This window comes from Nonomuraea sp. NPDC050680, from assembly GCF_040654555.1.
Lineage (GTDB): Bacteria > Actinomycetota > Actinomycetes > Streptosporangiales > Streptosporangiaceae > Nonomuraea.
Map to the genome: position 1 here is coordinate 67,509 of NZ_JBFAIF010000030.1, position 21,696 is coordinate 89,204.

General features: G+C 68.1%; 22 protein-coding genes. 12 read left to right on the forward strand and 10 right to left on the reverse strand.

Features of this window, described 5'->3' with window-relative positions; genetic code table 11:
- The first annotated feature begins 44 nt into the window (after window positions 1-44).
- Window positions 45-392 (forward strand): aconitase family protein, encoded by a 348-nt coding sequence (locus AB0H88_RS47975; RefSeq protein WP_357656362.1) that lies wholly within the window; start codon window positions 45-47, stop codon window positions 390-392.
- Here the strand turns inward: AB0H88_RS47975 and AB0H88_RS47980 are convergent.
- Window positions 313-645: a cupin domain-containing protein gene (locus tag AB0H88_RS47980; RefSeq protein ID WP_357656364.1), complete on the reverse strand. Its 333-nt coding sequence runs from the start codon at window positions 643-645 to the stop codon at window positions 313-315. The genes AB0H88_RS47975 and AB0H88_RS47980 overlap by 80 nt on opposite strands.
- A 211-nt stretch (window positions 646-856) precedes the next feature.
- Complete coding sequence (locus tag AB0H88_RS47985) at window positions 857-1,141, reverse strand: hypothetical protein (RefSeq protein WP_357656306.1); 285 nt, start codon at window positions 1,139-1,141, stop codon at window positions 857-859.
- 158 nt (window positions 1,142-1,299) lie between these two features.
- On the opposite strand from AB0H88_RS47985, the gene AB0H88_RS47990 reads away from it, so the two are divergent.
- From AB0H88_RS47990 to AB0H88_RS48010, 5 genes are all read left to right on the forward strand, one after another.
- Window positions 1,300-2,046: a helix-turn-helix domain-containing protein gene (locus tag AB0H88_RS47990; RefSeq protein ID WP_357656307.1), complete on the forward strand. Its 747-nt coding sequence runs from the start codon at window positions 1,300-1,302 to the stop codon at window positions 2,044-2,046.
- Entirely contained in the window at window positions 2,043-2,498 is a 456-nt protein-coding gene (locus AB0H88_RS47995; RefSeq protein WP_357656309.1) for a hypothetical protein, read from the forward strand. Before AB0H88_RS47990 ends, AB0H88_RS47995 begins: the two co-directional genes overlap by 4 nt.
- Before the next feature lie 276 nt (window positions 2,499-2,774).
- Window positions 2,775-5,528, forward strand: coding sequence for a pyruvate dehydrogenase (acetyl-transferring), homodimeric type (gene aceE, locus AB0H88_RS48000; RefSeq protein ID WP_357656311.1), 2,754 nt, complete (start codon window positions 2,775-2,777; stop codon window positions 5,526-5,528).
- Window positions 5,529-5,860: 332 nt separating this feature from the next.
- Window positions 5,861-6,439 (forward strand): IS607 family transposase, encoded by a 579-nt coding sequence (locus AB0H88_RS48005; RefSeq protein WP_357656313.1) that lies wholly within the window; start codon window positions 5,861-5,863, stop codon window positions 6,437-6,439.
- Window positions 6,432-8,081 (forward strand): IS200/IS605 family accessory protein TnpB-related protein, encoded by a 1,650-nt coding sequence (locus AB0H88_RS48010; protein WP_357656314.1) that lies wholly within the window; start codon window positions 6,432-6,434, stop codon window positions 8,079-8,081. The genes AB0H88_RS48005 and AB0H88_RS48010 overlap by 8 nt, the downstream gene beginning before the upstream one ends.
- Before the next feature lie 83 nt (window positions 8,082-8,164).
- On the opposite strand, the gene AB0H88_RS48015 is transcribed toward AB0H88_RS48010, so the two are convergent.
- From AB0H88_RS48015 to AB0H88_RS48025, 3 genes are all read right to left on the reverse strand, one after another.
- On the reverse strand, window positions 8,165-10,291 hold the full coding sequence (locus AB0H88_RS48015; protein WP_357656316.1) for a SpoIIE family protein phosphatase: 2,127 nt from the start codon (window positions 10,289-10,291) through the stop codon (window positions 8,165-8,167).
- 234 nt (window positions 10,292-10,525) lie between these two features.
- Window positions 10,526-12,115: a multicopper oxidase domain-containing protein gene (locus AB0H88_RS48020; RefSeq protein ID WP_357656318.1), complete on the reverse strand. Its 1,590-nt coding sequence runs from the start codon at window positions 12,113-12,115 to the stop codon at window positions 10,526-10,528.
- Complete coding sequence (locus AB0H88_RS48025; protein ID WP_357656320.1) at window positions 12,108-12,515, reverse strand: hypothetical protein; 408 nt, start codon at window positions 12,513-12,515, stop codon at window positions 12,108-12,110. Before AB0H88_RS48025 ends, AB0H88_RS48020 begins: the two co-directional genes overlap by 8 nt.
- A gap of 126 nt (window positions 12,516-12,641) precedes the next feature.
- Between AB0H88_RS48025 and AB0H88_RS48030 the strand changes: the two genes are divergently transcribed.
- Window positions 12,642-13,544, forward strand: coding sequence for a LysR substrate-binding domain-containing protein (locus tag AB0H88_RS48030; RefSeq protein ID WP_357656321.1), 903 nt, complete (start codon window positions 12,642-12,644; stop codon window positions 13,542-13,544).
- 174 nt (window positions 13,545-13,718) lie between these two features.
- On the opposite strand, the gene AB0H88_RS48035 is transcribed toward AB0H88_RS48030, so the two are convergent.
- Entirely contained in the window at window positions 13,719-14,177 is a 459-nt protein-coding gene (locus AB0H88_RS48035; protein ID WP_357656323.1) for a helix-turn-helix domain-containing protein, read from the reverse strand.
- A 2-nt stretch (window positions 14,178-14,179) separates the two neighbouring features.
- On the opposite strand from AB0H88_RS48035, the gene AB0H88_RS48040 reads away from it, so the two are divergent.
- Genes AB0H88_RS48040 through AB0H88_RS48050 form a run of 3 tightly spaced genes read left to right on the forward strand, consistent with a single transcriptional unit; the run spans window position 14,180 to window position 16,896 of the window.
- Complete coding sequence (locus AB0H88_RS48040) at window positions 14,180-14,734, forward strand: CocE/NonD family hydrolase C-terminal non-catalytic domain-containing protein (RefSeq protein ID WP_357656325.1); 555 nt, start codon at window positions 14,180-14,182, stop codon at window positions 14,732-14,734.
- On the forward strand, window positions 14,731-15,735 hold the full coding sequence (locus AB0H88_RS48045) for an NAD-dependent epimerase/dehydratase family protein (protein WP_357656326.1): 1,005 nt from the start codon (window positions 14,731-14,733) through the stop codon (window positions 15,733-15,735). The genes AB0H88_RS48040 and AB0H88_RS48045 overlap by 4 nt, the downstream gene beginning before the upstream one ends.
- 15 nt (window positions 15,736-15,750) lie before the next feature.
- Complete coding sequence (locus AB0H88_RS48050; RefSeq protein WP_357656327.1) at window positions 15,751-16,896, forward strand: FAD-dependent monooxygenase; 1,146 nt, start codon at window positions 15,751-15,753, stop codon at window positions 16,894-16,896.
- A 187-nt stretch (window positions 16,897-17,083) separates the two neighbouring features.
- Here AB0H88_RS48050 and AB0H88_RS48055 read toward each other — a convergent pair whose 3' ends face one another.
- Genes AB0H88_RS48055 through AB0H88_RS48070 form a run of 4 tightly spaced genes read right to left on the reverse strand, consistent with a single transcriptional unit; the run spans window position 17,084 to window position 19,391 of the window.
- A complete protein-coding gene (locus AB0H88_RS48055; RefSeq protein ID WP_357656328.1) occupies window positions 17,084-17,845 on the reverse strand; it encodes an ABC transporter permease in 762 nt (253 codons plus the stop codon).
- 9 nt (window positions 17,846-17,854) lie between these two features.
- The gene (locus AB0H88_RS48060) at window positions 17,855-18,646 is read right to left on the reverse strand and encodes an ATP-binding cassette domain-containing protein (RefSeq protein WP_357656329.1); all 792 of its coding nucleotides are present in this window, start codon (window positions 18,644-18,646) and stop codon (window positions 17,855-17,857) included.
- Window positions 18,643-19,059, reverse strand: coding sequence for a DUF1048 domain-containing protein (locus AB0H88_RS48065; RefSeq protein WP_357656331.1), 417 nt, complete (start codon window positions 19,057-19,059; stop codon window positions 18,643-18,645). Before AB0H88_RS48065 ends, AB0H88_RS48060 begins: the two co-directional genes overlap by 4 nt.
- Before the next feature lie 2 nt (window positions 19,060-19,061).
- Complete coding sequence (locus AB0H88_RS48070) at window positions 19,062-19,391, reverse strand: PadR family transcriptional regulator (protein ID WP_357656332.1); 330 nt, start codon at window positions 19,389-19,391, stop codon at window positions 19,062-19,064.
- A gap of 452 nt (window positions 19,392-19,843) precedes the next feature.
- Here AB0H88_RS48070 and AB0H88_RS48075 point away from each other — a divergent pair, with 452 nt between their 5' ends.
- Both AB0H88_RS48075 and AB0H88_RS48080 read left to right on the forward strand, forming a co-directional pair.
- Entirely contained in the window at window positions 19,844-20,278 is a 435-nt protein-coding gene (locus AB0H88_RS48075) for an ester cyclase (protein WP_357656334.1), read from the forward strand.
- Between the two features lie 658 nt (window positions 20,279-20,936).
- A complete protein-coding gene (locus AB0H88_RS48080; RefSeq protein WP_357656336.1) occupies window positions 20,937-21,692 on the forward strand; it encodes an SDR family oxidoreductase in 756 nt (251 codons plus the stop codon).
- Window positions 21,693-21,696 lie beyond the last annotated feature (4 nt).

The window sequence follows — 21,696 nt, forward strand, 5'->3', positions numbered from 1 at the left end:
GGAACAGGCCGCCATGCGCAGGCGCAGGCTCCGGATCTCTGACGCTGGCCGGCTCCGACAGCCACACGCCGGCGGCGGGATCGCTGGGGATGCCGGCGATCGGCCTGGGCGGCATCGAGGTAGCGATGGCGATCGCCGGAAAACCGGTGTACCTGCGCATGCCCGACATCTGGGGGTACGGTGGCCACCGAATCGGCCAAGCGGCTGCACGTATCGGTACGCACTGTCACCTACCGACTGAGCCGGGTCAAGACACGCCACCGGTGCGAGGGCGTTTCGCCCGGCGTGCCGGATGGCCGCGCCAGCATCGGATCAGGGCAGCTTGGCAACGGTCAGCAGGACCGCGGAGTCCTCCAACGCCTCGAGGCTGTGGCGGGCGTCGGGCACGATGAGCAGGTCTCCGGTGCGTGCCTCCCACGACTGCGTACCTGCGATCATGCGGACACGGCCGTGGAGCACCTGCACCGTGGCCTCGCCGGGGTTCTCGTGCTCGGCGAGGCTCGCGCCTTGGCTCATGCCGATGACCGTCTGACGGAGCACCTTCTCATGGCCGCCGTAGACGGTTTCGGCGGCATGACCGCCACCGGCCGCGGCTGCCCGGTCGGCCTGTTGGCGGGCCAGAGCTGTGAGCGAGAGTTTCTGCATGCCGTCCTTGCCTCCGGGTTCGACTGCTGCCACAGGCGTGGGACCGCCTCTGGCGTTTCTTGGGCGTCGCCGCACCGCAACGTGAATCGTCTCTCACACTGGTGCGGCGCCACTGGGTCGCGGGGTCTCCAGTTACCGGCTGGCTTATCGCCGAGGACCACGGCTTCCGCATCCGGAACGAAAGCGCCGCAACCGTCCTTGAAGTAAGGCATCAGGTTGCGGCCACGCCGAGTGTGATGCGAGCCTCGCGGATCATCTGGTGGGTGAATCCCCACTTGTTGTCGTACCAGGCCATCACCTTGACCAGGGTGGCGTCCACGACTCGGGTCAGGTCGAGGTCGATGACGGCCGCACGGGGGTCGCCGACGATGTCGGCGGAGACCAGCGGATCCTCCGAGACCCCGAGGATGCCGTGGTAGCGGCCGTCGGCGTCCAGCAGGATCTTCAACGCTGCCCGGCCGATGCGGCCCAGCCCGTTGATGGCCACGCGTGGCATCTCATACCACCTTCATCTTGAGTCTCGTCAGCACGCAGGCGCTGCGGCGAACCGGCGACACCCTGATGCGCGGCTCCGCGATCGCATACGTCATATCGGCTTCCTCCTCAGCGAGCCATTTTTTAGACTATCAGCATCATTTTTAATATGGTGGAGGGGTGGACAACAACCGAGCGATCGAACGAACCCAGACGCACGGGGCACTAGCCGTCGCCAGCCGGCTGCGGCTGCTGGACGTGTTGCGGGCCAGCGAGGGTCCGTTGGACGTGCGTGAGCTGGCCGCGGCGTGCGACCTGCACGTCACCACCGTCCGCTTCCACCTCGACGTCCTGACCGACGCGGGGCTGGTGCGAAGCCAGGCCGGCCAGTCCGGTGCGCGAGGACGACCGCGACGGCTCTACAGCCCGGCCAACCACGCCGTCGCACCCGGCGGGCACACCGGCTACGAGCTGCTGTCCGCGCTCCTTGCCGCGCACTGGGCGGGGGACCGCGACGAACGCGCGCAACGGGCCGAACAGGCCGGCTGGGCCTGGAGCGGACAACGCGAACTCCTTCCCGAGCCGGCAGCCGCTACAGCGACGCTGAGCGAGGCGGCGGTCCATGTGAACGCCGTGTTCGCCGAGCTCGGCTTCGACCCCGAACTCGGCCACGATGGGGACAGCATGCAGATTCGCCTGCATGCCTGCCCGTTTCGCGCCATCGCCGCGACGCACCCGGAGGTGGTCTGCTCGATCCACCTGGGCATGCTCCGCCGGGCCCTGGCCGACGTCGATGCCCCACCCACGGTCGTCAGTCTGCAGCCCTTCGTCCAGCCTCACCTGTGCCTGGCACAGATCGCCCCTGCGGCCGGGCCGGTCCACGGCCAGCAGGCCCTACCGCCGCACGACGTCGGGAGTCAGCCGTGAACACCCATCTGGCCGCCGTGACGCAGATCGCCGTCCCGTTCCTCTGGCTTGGCATGGTGCTGGCGATCTCGTTCCTGGAGACTCCTCTGAAGTTCCGCGCGCCCGGCATCACCGTACCGCTCGGGCTCGGCATCGGCCGGTTGGTCTTCCGGGCCCTCAACGTCGCGGAACTCGCCCTGGCCGTCACACTCACCCTTACGCTGCTCGCGAGCAACGCCGGCAAGGTCAATCTCGGTGGCATCGTGACGACGGTGCTGATCGCCATCTGGACGCTGCTGGTCATCCAGGTGGCGGTTCTGCGGCCCCGTCTGGACCGCCGAGTACGACACCTCATCCAGGGGCAGAGCCCACCGCGATCGCACCACCACCTGGCCTACATCGCCGCTGAATGCGCCAAGATCGTGCTCCTGCCCGCCCTTGGCATCCTGCTCGCTGATCGGCTCCTGCCATGATCGCCTGCCAGGCGACGCCGACAGGTCACCGGCCAGGCCGGTGCGCCGCCCGCACCCGCAGCAGACCACGGCATCGCGGCCGGGCATGCCGGGCCGCGTCAAAGACCGCCCGGCGCCCTTCCGGCGCCGCACGCTCGTGGGGAAGCGCCGGTCCGGCTGCGCTTTGCCGGCTCGCAGCACGAGCGGAGCAGTGCGGCCCCCGTCCGGGCCGGTGTGGTGCGCATCAGTGCCGGTGAACGTCGCAAGGTCAACGCTTTCAGAGAAAGGGCCGACGTCATGACCTCAGAAATGCAGCGCCCACCGCTGATCAGCGACGGGCTGCCCAGCCAGCTTCTCGACCTGGACCCCGCCGAAACGCAGGAATGGTTGGAGTCCTTCGACGCGGTAGTGGACCACGCCGGATCGAATCGGGCCCGGTACCTGATGCTCAGCATGCTGCAGCGCGCCCGGCAGCGGCAGGTCGGCGTCCCCAGCCTGCACAGCACCGACTACATCAACACCATCGCGCCGCAGTTGGAGCCGCCGTTTCCCGGAGACGAGCAGATCGAACGGCGCATCCGCGCCTACATCCGGTGGAACGCCGCGATCATGGTGCACCGGGCGCAGCGGCCCGGGGTCGGGGTAGGCGGGCACATCTCCACCTACGCCTCGGCCGCGTCGCTGTATGAGGTGGGGTTCAACCACTTCTTCCGCGGCCACGCCGCCGAGGGCGGCGGCGACCAGATCTACTTCCAGGGCCACGCCTCGCCGGGCATGTACGCACGCGCTTTCCTGGAGGGCCGGCTGTCCGCAGACCAGCTCGACGGATTCCGTCAGGAACTCTCCTACCCAGGCGGCGGGCTGCCGTCCTACCCCCATCCCCGGCTCATGCCGGACTTCTGGGAGTTCCCCACCGTATCGATGGGCCTGGGCGCCATCAACGCGATCTACCAAGCCAGGTTCAACCGCTACCTGCACCACCGCGGGATCAAGGACACCAGCCGACAGCGGGTGTGGGCGTTCCTCGGCGACGGGGAAATGGACGAGGTCGAGGCGCTCGGCGCGATCGGCGTGGCCGCCCGCGAGGAACTCGACAACCTCACCTTCGTCATCAACTGCAACCTGCAGCGCCTGGACGGCCCGGTCCGCGGCAACGGAAAGATCATCCAGGAGCTGGAGGCCTTCTTCCGCGGCGCCGGCTGGAACGTCATCAAGGTGATCTGGGGCCGCGAGTGGGACCCCCTGCTGGCCGCCGACACCGACGGTGCGCTGGTCACCCTGATGAACCGCACGCCAGACGGGGACTACCAGACCTACAAGGCCGAGTCCGGGGCGTTCGTCCGGGAGCACTTCTTCGGCCGCGACCCGCGCACGGCCGCCATGGTCGCGCACCTGTCCGATGAGGAGATCTGGGGACTCAAGCGCGGCGGGCACGACTACCGCAAGCTGTACGCGGCCTACAAGGCGGCAGTGGAGCACACCGGCCAGCCGACCGTGATCCTGGCCAAGACCATCAAGGGCTGGACCCTCGGCTCGCACTTCGAGGGCCGCAACGCCACCCACCAGATGAAGAAGCTCACCCTCGACGACCTCAGGTCATTTCGCGACAGGCTCTACCTCGACATCCCCGACTCGGCCCTGGACGAGAAACTGCCGCCCTACCACCGGCCGCGCGAGAACGCGCCGGAACTGGAGTATCTGCGAGAGCGGCGCCGTGCGCTGGGCGGCTATCTGCCCGACCGTACCGTGCCCCGCCGGCCTCTGCTGACCCTGCCGGACGCCGCGGCGTACGCGGTCGCCGGCCGCGGCTCGGGCCGGCAGGAAGTCGCCACCACGATGGCGTTCGTCCGGCTGCTCAAGGACCTGATGAAAGACCCCGGCATCGGCCACCGGTTCGTGCCGATCATCCCAGACGAAGCCCGCACCTTCGGCATGGACGCGCTCTTCCCGACCGCGAAGATCTACTCCCCGCACGGGCACACCTACCTCGCCGTGGACCGGGAACTAATGCTCAGCTACCAGGAGGACACCAAGGGTGTCCTCCTGCACGAGGGCATCACCGAAGCCGGCTCGACGGCGTCATGGACAGCGGCCGGCACCTCCTACGCCACCCACGGCGAGGCGATGATCCCGATCTACATCTTCTACTCCATGTTCGGCTTCCAGCGCACCGGCGACGGTCTGTGGGCGGCCGCTGACCAGATGACCCGTGGCTTCCTGCTCGGCGCCACCGCCGGCCGGACCACCCTGAACGGCGAGGGCCTGCAACACGAGGACGGCCACTCGCTGCTACTGGCCTCCACCAACCCCGCCTGCCTCGCCTACGACGCCGCCTTCGCCTTCGAACTCGGCCACATCGTCCGCGACGGCCTGCGCCGGATGTACGGCGAACCCCGCGACGGTGAGGACCAGAACGTCTTCTACTACCTCACCCTCTACAACGAACCCATCACCCAGCCAGCGCAGCCGGCCGACGTCGACATCGACGGCATCCTCGCCGGAATGCACCGTTACCGCCCAGCTGAGAAGACCGACGGGCCGCGAGCGCAGATCCTGGCCTCCGGCATCGCCGTGCAATGGGCCTTGCAGGCCCAACGCCTGCTGCGCGACGACTGGGGCGTCGGCGCCGACGTCTGGTCAGTGACCTCATGGACCGAACTGCGCCGCGAAGCCCTCGCCGCCGACGCCTGGAACCTCGCCCACCCAGGCCGGCCGCGCAGAATCCCGTACGTCACCAGCCGCCTGGCCACCGAACCGGGCCCGGTCACGGCCGTGTCCGACTGGATGCGGGCGGTGCCCGACCAGATCGCACCGTTCGTTCCCGCCCCCTGGTCCTCCCTGGGCACCGACGGCTTCGGACACTCCGATACCCGCGGGGCGCTGCGCCGCCACTTCCACATCGACGCACCCTCCATCGTGCTGCGAGTGCTCACCCAACTGGCCGAGCGTGGAGAACTTGACGCCTCCGCACCCGGCAAAGCCGTCGAGCTGTACCGGGTGAACGAGGTCACCGCCGCCGCGCCCGGCAACGCCGAAGGCTCCGCCGAGTAAAGACCCGAAGACTTCGTCCACCGCTGATGGGGCGCGTGGGGGCAGGGACGTCCCAGGGCTGATGGCGATGGGTGATGTTCGTTCACGCCGGTGTCGGTCAGGAGCGTCTGGTGCGTCATCGATCAAGCCCGCAACGCCTTTGGAGTACCGGACGCGGCGAGCGGGCGGCGTTGACTTACAGCGGAGGCCGGTGGCAGGTGCGCAACACGGATCAGCGTCCGATCCGGATCGCTCACCGTTTGCTGTTTCCTCAAGAGGGGGTGGGTATCTGCTTCGAGTTGAGTCAACTCAAGTGTGCATTGCAGCCTCTGAGTGGGTGTTGTGATCACTGAATGAACCTCAAGGAATGGGCGGTAGCGAACGGTGTGCACCCGTATACCGCCTATCGCTGGTTCCGTGAGGGCACGCTGCCGGTGCCCGCCGAGCGGGTGCAGCGCACGATCTTGGTGAACATCGAGGCAAACTCTTCCTCACCGTCGGTGACGGGTGGTGTGGGTTTGTATGCCCGTGTGTCGTCGCATGATCAGAAGTCGGATCTTGAGCGGCAGGTCTCCCGGCTGGCCCAGTGGGCCGCGCAGGGCGGTCACCGGGTGGTGCGGATCGAGTCCGAGACCGGATCCGGGATGAACGGCGGCCGTGCGAAGGCGAAGCGACTGCTGGCCGATCCGGACGTGACCACGGTGGTCGTGGAGCACAAGGACCGGCTCGGGCGGATGAACGTGGAACTGATCGAAGCCGCCCTGTCGGCCACGGGCCGTCGCCTGGTCGTGCTGGATGACGGCGAGGTCGAGGACGACCTGGTGCGCGACATGGTGGAGGTCCTGACCGCGTTCTGCGCCCGCCTGTACGGCCGCCGCTCCGCGAAGAGGCGGGCCAAGGCCGCCCTGGAAGCGGCGGCGGCCAGTGGCTGAGACAAGCAACAAGCAACTGCGCACCATCGCCCCGCCGTTCGTCGCCCTCGGCCCGTCCGGTGTGTCGATACGCGACCGCCTCAAGAACCTGACCCCGCAGGATGAGGAGGTACTGCGTCTGGTCGGCGCGCACCTCGGGTCGCTGGCGTCGAAGGACCTCAAAGCGCGCTGCGCTGACGGGCTGGAGCACTCCACCACCACGTGGGCGGGACGCAAGCGGGACCTGACCGCCGTGTCGTCGTCGCGCTGGGCCGGGAGCATCACGAAAGCGACACACGATCAGTGGGCGCTCGCCCGGCGCGGGCAGGCCGCGCATCTGCAGTCGTTGGAGGCCGGCGTCAAGACTGTCGCGCACCGTCTGTCGTTGCCCATCGGCGAGAAGGGCTCCAAGCGGGCCCCCGGTGGTTACCGGTCCAAGGGCGAGTGGTTCCACAAAAGACGTCGTCTGCACCTGCTTGAGGGTCGTCTCGCCGAGGTTCGGGCGGATCGTGAGGCCGGTATCGTGCACGTGGCGCGGGGCGGGCGCAAGCTGCTCAACACCCGGCACAACCTGGATGCCGCCCGGCTCACCGAGCCCGAGTGGCGCCAGAAGTGGCAGGCAGCGCGCTGGTTGCTGTCGGCTGACGGGGAGTCCGGCAAGCGGTTCGGCAACGAGACGATCCGGATCACGCCCGAAGGTGAGGTCAGCATCAAGCTGCCCGCGCCGCTCGCCGACCTGGCCAACGCCAAGCACGGCCGGTACACGCTGGCCGCGAAGGTGTCGTTCCCGCACCGGGGCACCGAGTCGGCCGACCGTGTGCAAGCCAACCGGGCCGTGGCCTACCGCATCCACTACGACGTGGCCCGGCAGCGCTGGTATGTGGACGCCTCCTGGACCTTCCCCATCGTCGCCACCGTCTCGATGCAGACCGCACTCGCCCAGGGCGTGATCGGCGTGGACACCAATGCCGACCATCTCGCCGCCTGGCGGCTCGACCCGCACGGCAATCCGGTCGGGCAGCCCCGCCGGTTCTTCTACGACCTGTCCGGCACCGCCGATCACCGTGACGCCCAAGTGCGGCACGCCCTGTCGCGGCTACTGAACTGGGCAAAGACCTGCGGCGTTGCCGCCATCACGGTCGAGGACCTGGACTTCGCCGACTCCAAGACACGAGAAAAGCACGGCCGTAAGCGCCGCTTGCGGCAGCTCATCTCTGGCATGCCCACAGGCAAGCTCCGCGCCCGCCTCACCTCGATGGCCGACGCCACCGGTATCGCGATCATCGCCGTCGATCCGGCGTACACCAGCATGTGGGGAGCGCAGCACTTGCAAAAGCCCATGCACGCCCCCACCCGAAAGACCAGCCGACACGATGCTGCGAGCATCGCCATCGGCCGACGCGCCCAAGGGCACCCGATCCGGCGACGGACGGCACCGCCCCGTAACGACCAGAGCGATCGTTACGGGCATCGGACCGTCCAGGCCCGACCGGAGACTCTTGGGCGTGAGGAAACCCGCCGCCCCGTCACGGACCGTGCACACGATGCACGCGCCCGGACAGGGACAACACCACGTACGCGGGCGACCAGTGCATCCACAACCGTTCGGGATGCGCGCAGCGATCAGGGATGGGTCCAAGACTCACCCCTGCTCACTGATTAGGAACGGTACTCCCCTTCGGGTCCGGCCACGGAGAGGCTGGATGGGCGCAATACCCAGCCGATCTGAGCGCGAGGCGGCAGTGGTCATCCTGGATTCGCTCGGTGTTGCAAAAGAAGTAGCGCGATGTCGTCGGCGCGTTGGCTGGTGTGCGGGGCGTGGTCGAGAAGCGTGCGGCTGAGCTGCTGGAGGTGTTCGTAGGAGGCGTGGGTCAAGTGGCCGGCGAGGTTGGCGATGGCGTGGTCCAGGTCGGTGCCGGGGGTTTCGACGAGGCCGTCGGTGTAGAGGGCGAGGACGGCGCCGGGTGGGAACGGGGCCTGGAGGGTGGGGTATTGAGCATCGGGGTCGATGCCGAGGAGAAGACCGGCCGGGACCTCGATGATCTCGGCGGGCATGTTCGGCGGGCGCAGCAGTGGCGGAGGGTGTCCCGCATTGGCCGCGCAGAGGGTGCGTAGTTGCAGGTCAAGGTGGATGAGCAGGCAACTGGTGAAAAGATCGGTGTCCAGGTCGATGAGAAGGCGGTTGGTGTGCTTGAGCACGTCGCCAGGGCTGGCCCCGGCCACCGCATGGGCGTGGATGGCGGTACGCACTTGTCCCATGAGCGCGGCGGCTGTCATGTTGTGCCCTTGGACATCCCCGATGACCGCTGCGGCCGAGGTGGCGTTCAAACGGATCAGGTCGTAGAAGTCGCCGCCGATGCCTACACCGCGGGTGGCGGGCATATAGCGGGCGACCACCTCCAAGCCTGGAATCTCGGGCAGGCGGTGAGGGAGCAGAGTGGTCTGAAGGCTATGGGCGAGGCGTTCCTTGGTGTCATAAAGACGGGCGCGGTCAAGGGCTTGGGCCAGCAACCCGGCCAGCGTGGTAAGGGTGGCACGCTCCTGGGCGGTGAACGGGTGGGGCTGATCGAAGGCGAGCACGCAGGTGCCGACAATGTCGTCAGAAACCTTCAGCGGCAGGAACGCCCAGGCTGCCATCTGGTCATAGTGCACGGCTGCCGGATACATCTGGTGTAGTTCGCTCCAGTTGGCGAAGAACGCGGGCTCACCGGTTCGCAGGACGTGCTCGGCGGGAGTGGGCGAGGTCAGAGGCAGACCATCGAAAGGAGCCAGAACTTCGGGGTCGTAGCCGTGAGAACCGATGATCCTCATCCTGCCGCCCTCGACTCCCAGGATCGCCATGGCACGAGCCTTGAACACGGGCATGACGTGGTCGGCGGCCAGATCGACGACCTCCCGCACGTTGACCGCCCGGGTCAGAGCCGCCGCCATGTGAAGAAAGTTGTAGAAGGCGTCCGCTCGCGGCAGCCCACCGAAGCCGGAGGCAGACTCGTGGGTGTGTTGCTGTGTTGGTTGGTCCATCACAACAGGCGTGATTCGCAGGCTGATGCCGGACGGATCCGGATACAGCTGGAATTGCAAGACGCGGCCATCAGGGTGCCGGGCTCTGCATGACGTGATCTGCTGGCCGACAACCGCGGCTCGGCAGCGATCTTCGAATACCGGGTCCCTCAGCCATGCCGCCGCTTCCCACAGCGGCTTTCCCTGCAAGTCGGCCACGTTGGCGCCGAGAAGGTCGGCTGCCGTGACGCTGACAAAAGTGATGAGGCCTTCCAGGTCCAGTGCGACGCAGCCTTCGCGGAGCCGGTTGAGGTAGCCAGACGCGGCAAAGGCATGCTGCGGATCCGGCACCTGAGTCTGTGCCAGGGTCAGGACGCGCGGCTCACCTGCGGCTCGCAGCGGCTGCCCGCTGTCGGCTGCCTGCTGCAGCAGGGCGCTCAACTTGTGGCAGGCGAGGCTGATGGCGACCAGCTCATGGGGGGCGAGCTCGTACGGGTGCGATGCCGGCCATAGCAGCACCCACGAGCCCCATACGCGGGATCCGGTTTGAAGAGGAGCGGCAGCGGCCGCGAACGGGTACGGCAAAGCGAGCGCCGTCCCAGGAAAGCGGCCGGCCATCTCCTGATGACTCTGTACCCATATCAGCCGGCGCTGGCGGACGGCAGCGGCCACCGGAACGCCGGCGTTAACCCTGACCCTGGTCCAAGGCTTGACGATTTGGGCCGGTAGCCCGATCTCCGTGTCCATCAGCAGGAGGTGCCCCTCGTCGGCCAGGAGGTAGATCGCGCCGATGTGTGCTCCGGTGCTGCGAGCGGCCTGGGTCAGCACCTCGTCGAACTCGGACGCGTACCCGCTGCCAGCGCGACCGGGCACGGTTTACTCCGCTCCGCCCTGCGTCGACATCGGTACCGCACCTTCAGGCCCAGTCACGTCTCAACGGTAAGTGCCCGTATCTGGAGCATTAGCCCGCATTGCTGAATGCTGATGACAAAGTTGCAGGAGCATGGGGATTTCCCGGCGAGGTCTTCCTCACGCGAGGCGATGGCGGGCGCGCAGCAGCCGTCAGCCAAGCGATAAGACCCCTGGCGCTGCTCGGGGGCGGGAAAGTCAGATGACCTCGAGGTTGGCCATCATGCCCATGTCCTCGTGTTCGGCGTTGTGGCAGTGAAAGAGGTAACGGCCGCGGTAGCCGTCGAAGCGGGTGATGATCTCCACCGATTCACCCGGCCGGAGTGAGACGGTGTCTTTGAGACCCGCGTCGTACGGCAACGGCGGCCGGCCGCTGCGCGAGAGCACCCGGAAGCCGACCAGGTGCAGGTGGACGGGGTGATGGACATCGGCGACCAGCCGCCACACCTCGACATCGCCGAGACCGACGGTGACATCGGAGCGTGCGGGGTCGAACGGCAGCCCGCCGATCAGCCATCCGTGGTCACCGCGCATTCGCCCCGTGCGGAAGGAGAACTCGCGCGTCCTGACGGCCTCCGAGCGGCGCCAGCCCGGTAGGTCCGTGGAAAGGGTGGCTGGGATGCGGCTGTCGTCGGTGGCCTTGCGGGCGATGCGGAAGGCCATCACGTCGCGAGTACGCCCGGAGCCCAGCCGGTTGACGATTTTCACCCGGCTGCCGACCGGAAGTCCGGTGAAGTCGATGATCACGTCGTAGCGTTCGGCGGGCGCGATCGGCAGGAGCCGGTGGGTGACCGGGGCGGCGAGCAGGCCCTGGTCGGCGCCGATCTGGACGAGGTCGAGCGGGCGCCCGTCGTCGCCGACCGCTTCGAGTTCGTAGTGGCGGGCGTTGGAGGCGTTGAGGATGCGCAGCCGGTAACGGGCCGCGTCGGCCTCGTGCACGGGCCAGGGGGCGCCGTTGACCAGGATCACGTCGCCGAGGACACCGGCGATATACGCATCCAGCACACCCGGCCGCTCCCGCAGGGTGGGGTCGAGCGCGGGGTAGGCGAGGCTGCCGTCTCCGGCGAACGCCCGGTCGGCGATCATGAGGGGCAGTTCGCGCCGCCCCGAGGGCAGGCCGAGGGCGTCCTCGGCGTCATCGCGAACGATCTGCAGCCCGGCCAGGCCGCGCCAGATCGCGGGGGCGGTGAAGTCCATCCGATGGTCGTGGTACCACAGCAGCGCGGGCCGCTGGTCCAGCGGGAAGGTGTAGTCGCGCGTCAGCTGGGTCACCGCCGCCCGCGGATCGTGCATGACATGCGCGGAGCCGTGCCCCATGTGCGTGGTGGCCGCCGGCCAGCCCTCGGGCAGGACGAGGTCAGTCGGGTACCCGTCGGAGGCCGCCGGGGTCCGTCCGCCGTGCAGGTGTACGACGGTCGGCACGGGCAGCTCGTTGTGGTGCGTCACGGTGATCGGCCGGCCGCGGCGCGACTCGATCGTCGGCCCGGGGAAGGTGCCCCCGTACGTCCATAGCGCTGTCCTGACACCGGGCAGGATCTCCGCACTAGCCGCGCGCTGGGTGATCTCGTAACGGTCGGCTCCGCCCGAGGTGCTGACCGGCGCGAGTACGGCGGGAATCGGCAGTGGCACGTGGAACGGCGGCGGTAGCGGTACGGCACTGCGCAACTCTGCACCGGTGATCGACGGCCGGCGGGCCAGCGCGGCCGAGGCCGACAGCCCGGTGGCCGCCATCAGCCCGAGCGCCCCGCCGATGCCCAGAACCCGCCGCCGGGTCAGATCCTCACGCATGGTGGACCTCCCGCCGCGCCAAGGGCCGGCGCCAGACGGCGATGAACAGCACGACGAGCGCGGCGACGGTCATCACACCCAACGGGATGTGCAACCACAGCGCGCCGTCCAGCCCGGCGAAGTACTGCACGGTCTCGGCCGCCACCACCGCCACCGTGGCCAGGAACGGCCAGGCCTGACGCAGCCGAATCCAGGCCACGATCGCCACGATCACCTGCAGGTAGCCGATGGAGGTGACCACGTCGGCGCCGACCGCGTGCCAGCGCAGGCTGTCGAAGTCGCCGGTCAGATACGCCCCGGCGAACACCGGCTGGCCGACGATCGCCACCACATGCGCGCTGACGACGGCCCGCAGTGTCCACCCCGTCGGTGTCGTCCGATGCGCGGCCATGGTGAGCATGCGATATCCCTCCTCACGTTATCCCTCTGCACGCTTGCTCTTGCATACGCGAACGACATCGAAGCTATGCCTCATGGGCTATCTTGTCTAAGATCAATATTGCTATGCTGTTATGCTTTGGGAGGCATGATGGAGCTGAACACGCTCAGGCAGTTCCTGGTGGTGGCGCGGCTGGAACACCTCAGCCGCGCCGCCGACGAGCTGCGCATCGCCCAGCCTTCGCTTAGCCGTACCATCGCCCGCTTGGAGAGCGAACTCGGCACACCGCTGTTCGATCGCAGCGGCCGGCTCCGGCTGAACGACACGGGCAAGCTCTTCCTCGGTTACGTCGAACGCTCTCTCGGTGAGCTCGACGCGGGCCGGCGAGCCGTCGCCGAGTCCACCAGCGAGGGTGTGGGCACGGTACGACTGGCGTCGGAGACCTTCCTCACCCTCACTGGGCCGCTGACGGCCTACAAGCGAGCCCATCCCTCCATCGAGGTCGAACTTCACTGGGCGGCGGCCGAGGACATGGCCCGCCACCTGCGGGCCCAAGAGGTCGATCTGTGTGTCGCCTCGCAGCCGATCCACGCCGAGGGCTTGGAGGCGGTTCAGCTGCTCGACGAGGCGGTGTGGGTGGCCGCGCCACTCGATCATCCGCTGGCGGGCCGTACCTCAGTGAGCATCGAGGAACTCGCCGACCAGTCTTTCGTCACCGCCCGCAAGGGGCACTGGCAGCGCCGGCTCCTCGACCGGCTCTTCGCCGCCAGAGGCCTCACACCGAAGATCGTCTGCGAGGTCGATGAACTCGGCGCCATCGCCGAGCTGATCGGCGCGGGGCTCGGCATCGGCCTCGTCCCTTCCTTCGCCCGGCATACCTCCGTCCGTGCCCCCCTCGTCGCGATCACCGTCGACAGCCCCGACTGCCGTCGCGTGGTGACGCTCTACTGGAGTGCTGACAGCCACCTGTCGACCGCCGCCCGCCTGATGCGCACCACCATCACCAGCTGGAACTGGATCACCGGCGAACCGCCGGAGAGGCGCGGGTGATCGTCAGCCTGTCGTCCATGGGCGGAGCTTGTAGGGGTCAGCCCGCATAAGCCCGAAACCCACATTGCGATGATCTTGGTACAAGCGTTGAACGGCGGGTGATGAAGCTGTGATCTCGCACCCCCGACGCGGCTTGGACCATGTTTCGAGCCATGCGGCGGCCTGCGGGCTGGGTCAGGTGCTCTGCTGGTGCCAGCGGTGCAGCAGAGCGGGGAGCTCGCCAAGCAGGAATTCATAGAAGGCGCGCATCTGGGCCAGGCGCTGATGGGCGGGATCGCCGCTTTCGGTGGCGGCGATCCCGGCGGCCGCAGCCTGGAGCATGGCCTGAATGACGGTGTTCTGGCTGGTGAACAGGGTGGCCCAGGCGTCGTCGCGGAGCCGGTAGTGCTCGCGACGGCTACCCGGCGCGGGCAGGCGTTCGATCAGGCCGACCGTCAGCAGGGATTTGATCGCACCGGAGACCGAGCCTGCGCTGGCCTCCAACCGGTCGGCGATCTCGCCGGCGGTGACGCTCTCCTGGTCGGTGAACAGGAAGACCGCCAGGGTGCGCGCGGACATGCGTTGCAGCCCGCCTTCGATCAGGGTCAGGGCCAGCCGTTCGGCCGCCTGCCACTGCTCATGCCTGTCGTTCACGTGTGCCTCCTTGCGGAAGCAGCATATCGAACACACCAAGGCTTCAGAAATTTCTGAAAATTCGGTATATTGCCCGCATCGGCCTTTCGCAGGAGGTTCGATGGTGTGCCGGGAAGCCTGGTCGGCGATGTGACATCCAGTTCCACATCTATAGGGAGTCGACCGGCTATGGCCCTGCTCAGCTGTTTGCACGGCGTGCGGCCCGCTCTGCGCCACCGGGTGCGCGTGCGGCGGGACGTGGAGATCCCGGCCGCCGACGGTTTGCGGCTGCTGGCCACGCACTACTACCCGGACGGTCACCGCCGTCCGCCGCGCTGCACGGCCGGTTTCCCGGGAGGGTCGAGGTCGCCCTGTGGCCGATGGCCCACCGGTTCAGGCGCGGCCACCGCATCCGGCTGCAGGTCTCCAGCGACGCGCGCCCCCGCTTCGGCCGTAACCCCGGCACCGGCGAGCCGCTCGCGACCGGGACGGGCCCGCGCGCGTCCGAGCATGAGATCTTCCACGACCACCAGCACCTGTCAGCCCTCTGGCTGCCCCTCGCTTCAGGAGCGTCATGAAACTGCTTGTTCTCGGCGGCACTCACCACGTGGGCCGCGCCGTTGTGGAGACCGCACTGGAGCGCGGTGACGAGGTGACCACGCTCAACCGCGGCCTCAGCCGAGACCCCGCGCCCGGCGTGCGGGCGCTACTCGCCGACCGCACCGACCCTGAGGCTGTCCGGCGGGCGCTGGGCGGCCAGGAGTGGGACGCGGTCATCGACACCTGGGCCTGGGCACCCCGCGTGGTGCGCGACACCGCCCGCCTGCTGGCCGGCAGGGCCGGGCACTACGGCTACGTCTCCAGCCGCGGCGTGCACCGCTGGCCCTGGGCCGCGGGCGCCGATGAGCGGGCGCCCCTGGTCGACGGCAACCCCGCCAGCACCGACGATGCCGACTACGCCGCGGCCAAGCGCGGCGGCGAACTCGCCGTCCTGGAGTCCTTCCCCGAGGCGGCGCTGCTGGCCAGAGCCGGGATGATCCTCGGCCCGTACGAGGACGTCGGCCGCATCCCGTGGTGGCTGCGTCGCCTGGAGAAGGGCGGCAGGGTCCTGGCGCCCGCCCCTGCCCAGACCCCCCTGCAATACATCGACGTCCGGGACCTGGCCATCTGGCTGCTCCAGGCCGCCGAACGCGGCCTGAGCGGCGCCTTCACCGTGACCGGCCCGCCTGGCGCGATCACCCTCGGCGAGCTGCTCACCACGGCGCTGGACGTCACCGGTTTCGACACCGAACTGGTGTGGGCCCAGCCGGCGCTGCTCCTGCGGCACGGCCTGCCGCTCGGCATGGAGTTCGGGCTTCGGCTGCCCGACGGCAGCGCGCCGAGCGGCATGCACGACGCCGACGTCAGCGCCGCCCTGGCCGAAGGCCTCACCGCGCGCCCGCTGCGCGCCACCCTCGCCGACACCTGGGCCTGGCTGCAGGCCGAAGGCGACCCGGCACCCCGCGCGGACGCTCCTTCTCCAGACACCTGGCTCGATGCCACCGCCGAACAGCGGCTCCTCGACCACCTCGCACACTAAGGAAGCACACCTTTCATGCGCGCCATCATCATCGGGGCCGGCATCGCCGGCCTGGCCACTGCCCTGCGCCTGCACCAGATCGGCTGGGACATCCTCATCGTCGAACGTGCCCCCGCCCGCCGCGGCGGCGGCTACGCCGTCACCTTCGGCGGCATCGGCTACGACGCCGCCGAACGCATGGGCATCCTGCCCGACCTGCTCAAGAAGAGCTTCATCACCGACGAACTCGTCTACCACAAGCCGAACGGCGAACGCCGCTTCTCCCTCGACCGCGCCACCATCACCGCCACTACCGGCCCCCGCTCGATCACCATCCTGCGCGGCGACCTCGAAGCCGTCCTGTACGAGGAGGTCCGCGACCACACCGAAATCCGCTTCGGCGCCACCCTCACCGCCGTCGACCAGGACGAGCACACCGTACGCGTGACCTTGACCGACGGCACCACGCAGGAGGGCGATCTGCTGATCGGCGCCGACGGCCTGCACTCGGCCACCCGCGCCCTGCTGTTCGGCCCAGAAGAGGACTTCCTGCTCGACCTGGAGCACAAGGTCGCCGTCTACATGCTCGACAAGCGCCCCACCACCATCGCCACCGGCGCCACCGGCACCCTGTCATCCGGCGGCCGCACCGCCGCGATCATCAGCATCCCCGACGGCCGCAACGTCGCCTTCTTCGGCTACCGCGCAAGCCACGCCCGCCCAGGCGAGGACGTGACCACCGAACTGAAGCGCGTCTATGGCGACCTCGGCTGGATCATCCCCGAAGCCCTGACCGGACTTCAGCGGGCCGAGTCGGTCTACTTCGACACCATCAGCCAGGTCGTCGCACCATCCTGGAGCAAAGGCCGGGTAGTCCTGCTCGGCGACGCCGCCTGGTGCGTCACCCTGTTCGCCGGGTACGGCTCTTCCCTGGCCGTCGGCGGCGCCGACCGCCTCGGCATCGAACTGGCGGCCCACCCCGGCGACATCCCCGCCGCGCTGGCCGCGTGGGAGGCCGCCATCCGACCCGAAGTCGAGCGCAAGCAGAAACTCGGCCGCCGCGTCAAAGGCGTCTACGCCCCCACCAACTCGCTCCTGCTGTGGCTGAGCTTGCTACCCCTGCGGCTGGCCTCCCTGCCCCCGGTCCGCCGCTACATGACCCGCCGCTTCATCAAAGGCTGAGGTGGCCGGCCGCCTGGCCGCGTGGTCACCGTGGATAGCCGTGGCGTGGATACGGCCGACGGGTGCCGCGAGTTGAGGGCGGGCTTACCGGGCTCAGGCTCGGGGTCAATCGTCGATCGCCTGTCGACCGTGGTCCAGAGGTCGCGGACAGGTCGCGGCGATTCGGCAGCGGACGTGTTGTGTGGGGCTAGGAGATCTTGCGGCGGTAGGTGTTCATGGCGAAGGCGTAGGCGACGATGAGGATGCCGACGCACCAGGCCAGGGCGATCCAGATGTCGTTGCCGACCCGCTGCTCGGCGAACAGGGCGCGGATGGCGTTGACGATGGAGGTCACGGGCTGGTTCTCGGCGAAGACGCGCAGCGGGCCGGGCATGGTCTCGGTTGGGACGAACGCCGAGCTGAGGAAGGGCAGGAAGATGAGCGGGTAGGAGAACGCGCTCGCGCCTTCCATGGTCTTGGCGGACAGGCCGGGGATGACGGCGATCCAGGTCAAGGCCAGGGTGAACAGGGTCAGAATGCCGGCGACCGCGAGCCACGCGCCCGCTCCCGCCCCCGAGCGGAAGCCCATGAGCAGGGCGACGAGCACCACGACCACGAGCGAGATCACATTGGCCACCAGCGAGGTCAACACGTGCGCCCACAGCACCGACGACCGCGCGGTCGGCATGGACTGGAAGCGCTCGAAAATGCCGCCCTTCATGTCCATGAACAGCCGGTATGCGGTGTAGGCGATGCCCGAGGCGACCGTGATGAGCAGGATGCCGGGTAGCTGATAGTTCACGTACGACACTGACCCTGTGTTGATCGCGCCGCCGAACACATAGACGAACATCAGCATCATGGCGATCGGCATGACCGCAGTCGTAATGATCGTGTCCGGGCTGCGCGCGATGTGGCGCAGGGACCGTCCCAGCAGGACGGAGGTGTCGCCGAAGAAATGCTTGCTCATCGTTATTCCTTACGCGTTCGTAGCGGCGTGGTGGTGCTTGCCGTCGGCGCCGACGATCGCGAGGAAGACGTCCTCGAGGGTCGGCTGCTTTTCGACGTATTCGACCTTGGCGGGCGGGAGCAGTTGCTTGAGCTCGGCCAGGGTGCCGTTGACGATGATCCGGCCCTGGTGGAGGATCGCGATCCGGTCGGCGAGTTGTTCGGCCTCGTCCAGGTACTGCGTGGTGAGCAGCACCGTCGTGCCCTGAGCGGCGAGTTCCTTGACGGCCTGCCAGACCTCGATGCGTGCCTGGGGGTCGAGACCGGTCGTCGGCTCATCGAGGAAGATGACCGGCGGGTTGCCGATGAGGCTCATCGCGATGTCCAGGCGGCGGCGCATGCCACCCGAGTACGTCGCCACCTTCCGAGCGCCCGCGTCGGTGAGCGAGAAGCGCGCGAGCAGGTCATCGGCGATCTGGCCGGAGTTCTTGAGGTGCCGCAGCCGGGCGACCAGGACGAGGTTCTCCCGCCCGCTGAGGATCTCGTCGACGGCGGCGAACTGACCGGTAAGGCTGATGGACTCCCGTACGTCCGCGGCCTGTGTGGCGACGTCGAAGCCGTGCACGCGGGCGCTTCCGGCATCGGCCTTGAGGAGCGTGGACAGGATTTTCACGACCGTGGTCTTGCCCGCCCCGTTGGAGCCGAGCAGAGCGAAGACGCCGCCCCGCGCCACGTCGAAGTCCACGCCGCGTAGCACGTGCAGATCCTTGTACGACTTCTCCAGTCCGTGCACCTGGATGGCCGGGGCTTGCTGCGTCGTCATCGGTCCCTCCTGTCTTGTCGTCTGATGTCTTCGCCGGCGGCGCGCGCGATGGCGCTGGTGAAGCGGTTCCGCTCCCGGGCCCTGTACTGGCCGAGGGGGTAGTTGGCCACGAACGTCTCGACGAACTCCACGGGGTCTTCCCCGAAGAGGGCGCGGATCGGGGTTCCGTCGGCCTCGCACTGTTCGAACAGCTCGGCGAGGTCCTCGTACATCGTCATCGCGCCGGCGCCGTCCGCCGGTCCGAAGTGCATCAGGTACCGCTCCAGCGCTTCGACCGCCGTGCGGTAGTTCTCGGGAAGCTGCTTGACGCGAGCCTTGTACCGCCGCCAGCGCTTCTTCTCCTCCAGCGACCCGGTGACGATCTCCAGGTACTGCAGGTAGCGGCTCTTCGGCTCGTTCGGCTCTGTGGCCATGTCTATTTACCTCCGTCGCGGAGCTGTTCGAGCCGTTCGGCCAGAAAGCTCCAGGTCCGCCAGAACTCTTCGAGGTACTCCCGTCCCTGGGCGTTGAGGGAGTACACCTTGCGCGGCGGCCCCTTCTCGGACGGGACCTTCTCCACGTCGACCAGGCCGCGCTGCTCGATTCTGACCAGCAGGGCGTAGATGGTGCCCTCGGCGATGTCGGAGAAGCCCTGATCCCGCAGCCACGCCGTGATCTCGTAGCCGTACGCGGACCGGCCGGACAGGATCGAAAGGACGATGCCCTCCAGCGTTCCCTTGAGCATCTCGGTCACGAGCTTGCCCATGGAGCACCTCCCCTCTCAGCTACTTGGTGCTGCTGACTACCGGTACAAAGTAACACTGACTACCAGTATCTAGCAACACTGAATAGCTGAGGTGTAAGCCGCGATCACATGCATGGGTGCGGGCGACCTGATCGCTGTTCGACCCACAGCCGAAGGTCAGCCCGACCTGCGTCTCCGTCGCCGTGAACGCCCTGGTCCAGCTGCTCCACCATGGCACCATCGCGGACCCGGCCGACGAACTCCTGTCGGCCCACCGCGGATCCTCTCCCCCGACGCAAGATCATCCCCATGTGTGTTTCGGCTTACGTGGGCTGACCCCCTTGTGGAGGTTGCGTACGGCGGCCGGCGCCGACATCACAATCCGCGGGGCTATCTAGTCGGTAACTACCGAGGCGCCGGTTACACCGCCACGCGTCCATGACCGCATCACCTCGATCTAAGGAGAAGACGACATGCCAACAGCTCAGGAAGCACGCAACAAGGAGACGTACCACCGCTTCCACGAGGCCATCAACAGCGGCGATCTGGAGGTCATCTCGAAGGCGGTCGACGAGTTCATTCACCCGGACGGGCGGTTTCACACGGCGGAGCGGACTGACGTGACCGCGGTGCAGGCGCAAAAGCGCATATGGGCGATTCTCCTGCGCGCGTTTCCCGACATTCACGTAACGCTCGAGGACCTGATCGCCGAGGATGACAAGATCGTCGCTCGGCAGACGGTCACCGGGACCAACTCCGGTGAATACCGGGGCACGCCCCCGACCGGCAAATCCGTCACGTACCACGAGATCTTCATCGCCCGCATCGCCGACGGCCAGATCACCGACATCTGGGGAGTCGTCGACCTCTACTCACAACTGCGGCAACTCGGCCTCATCCAGGCGTAGCGGCTCGTCGGCCCACCGATAGATCATCGTGACCGGTGGCACCGGAAACGCGGCTCGGCATCGCTGGGCCGCGAAGCCAAAGCGTCAGAGCCAGTTGCCGGGCTCCACGGTCCACAGCGCGCTGACCAGCATCGTCAGCATCCTGGGGAGGTCGTCGGGGACGAGATCGGCGCGGATGAGACCGGCCTGCCGGATGGCACGCGGGGAGTCCGGCTCAACCGTGACGGCGCGCCGTGAGCGCGCCCTGCAGCGGGTCGGATGACGCCATAACCGTCACCATGTCAGCCGGCCGGTCTGGCAAGGCGATAGAACCCCCTGCGACCGGGTATGCGAAGCCCATGGGGGAGCACATCGAGATCGAGTCATTAGGCCACCACGGATAGCTCGTGCGCACCCGCGAGGGTCCCGGTTTCCTGTGCGTCGGTAACTCGAGGGGCTGCTCGCCTCGCAGTTGCCGCGTGGACTCGACCGGCCCGCGGCCAATCGGCTGCGTGCTCTTCAGGGGCGATCCCCTCAGCACACCCCCGGCATCGACGATGAACCACTCCGGGCGGTCATGCCAACGGCCCGCGATGATGAGCGGCCCGCGAAAAGAGCAGCCCGCGAAAAGAGCGGCCCGCGAAAAGAGCAGCCGGCGAAAAGAGCAGGAGGTGGGCCCGTGACTGGGGTGACCAGCCGGGTGGCATTGGTGACAGGGTCCAGCAGCGGAATCGGCGCGGCCACCGCGCGCCTTCTGGCCGCGCGAGGTATGCGCGTGGTGGTCAACTACCTCCGCAGCGGCGCGGCAGCCGAGGAGGTCGTGACCGGCATCGAGGCCGCGGGCGGCCAGGCCATGGCCGTGCAGGCCGATGTACGCGAGGTGGCGGCGGTCGAGAGCCTGACCGAGCGGGTTGAGGCGGCATGGGGCGGCATCGACGTGCTCGTGCACAACGCGCTCACCCCGTATGCGATCAAGCCGTTCCAGAACATGACGTGGGAAGAACTGGGCAGCAAGCTCGACGACGAGATGCGTGCGGCGTTCGTGGTCACCAAAGCCGTCCTGCCCGCCATGACCGAACAGGGCTGGGGACGCATCATCTATCTCAGCACCGGCCTCAGCCACCGGCCCCGGGAGGGCATGATCGCACTGGGCACGGCCAAGGCGGCATTGGTGCAGTTCGCCCGGTACCTCGCCCAGGAACTGGGCCCGCGGGGCATCACGGTCAACGTCGTCGAGCCCGGCCCGGTGGAGGACACCCGCATGGCGGCGAGCGCGCTCGACGAGGAGCACATGCGGCAGCAGGTGGCCGCCACTCCCCTGGGCCGCCTGGCACAGACGGGCGACGTCGCCCAAGCGGTCGCCTTCTACGCCAGCGAGGACAACGGCTTCATGACCGGCACCACGGCCGCGGTCGACGGCGGGATGTCCATGTAGGGGC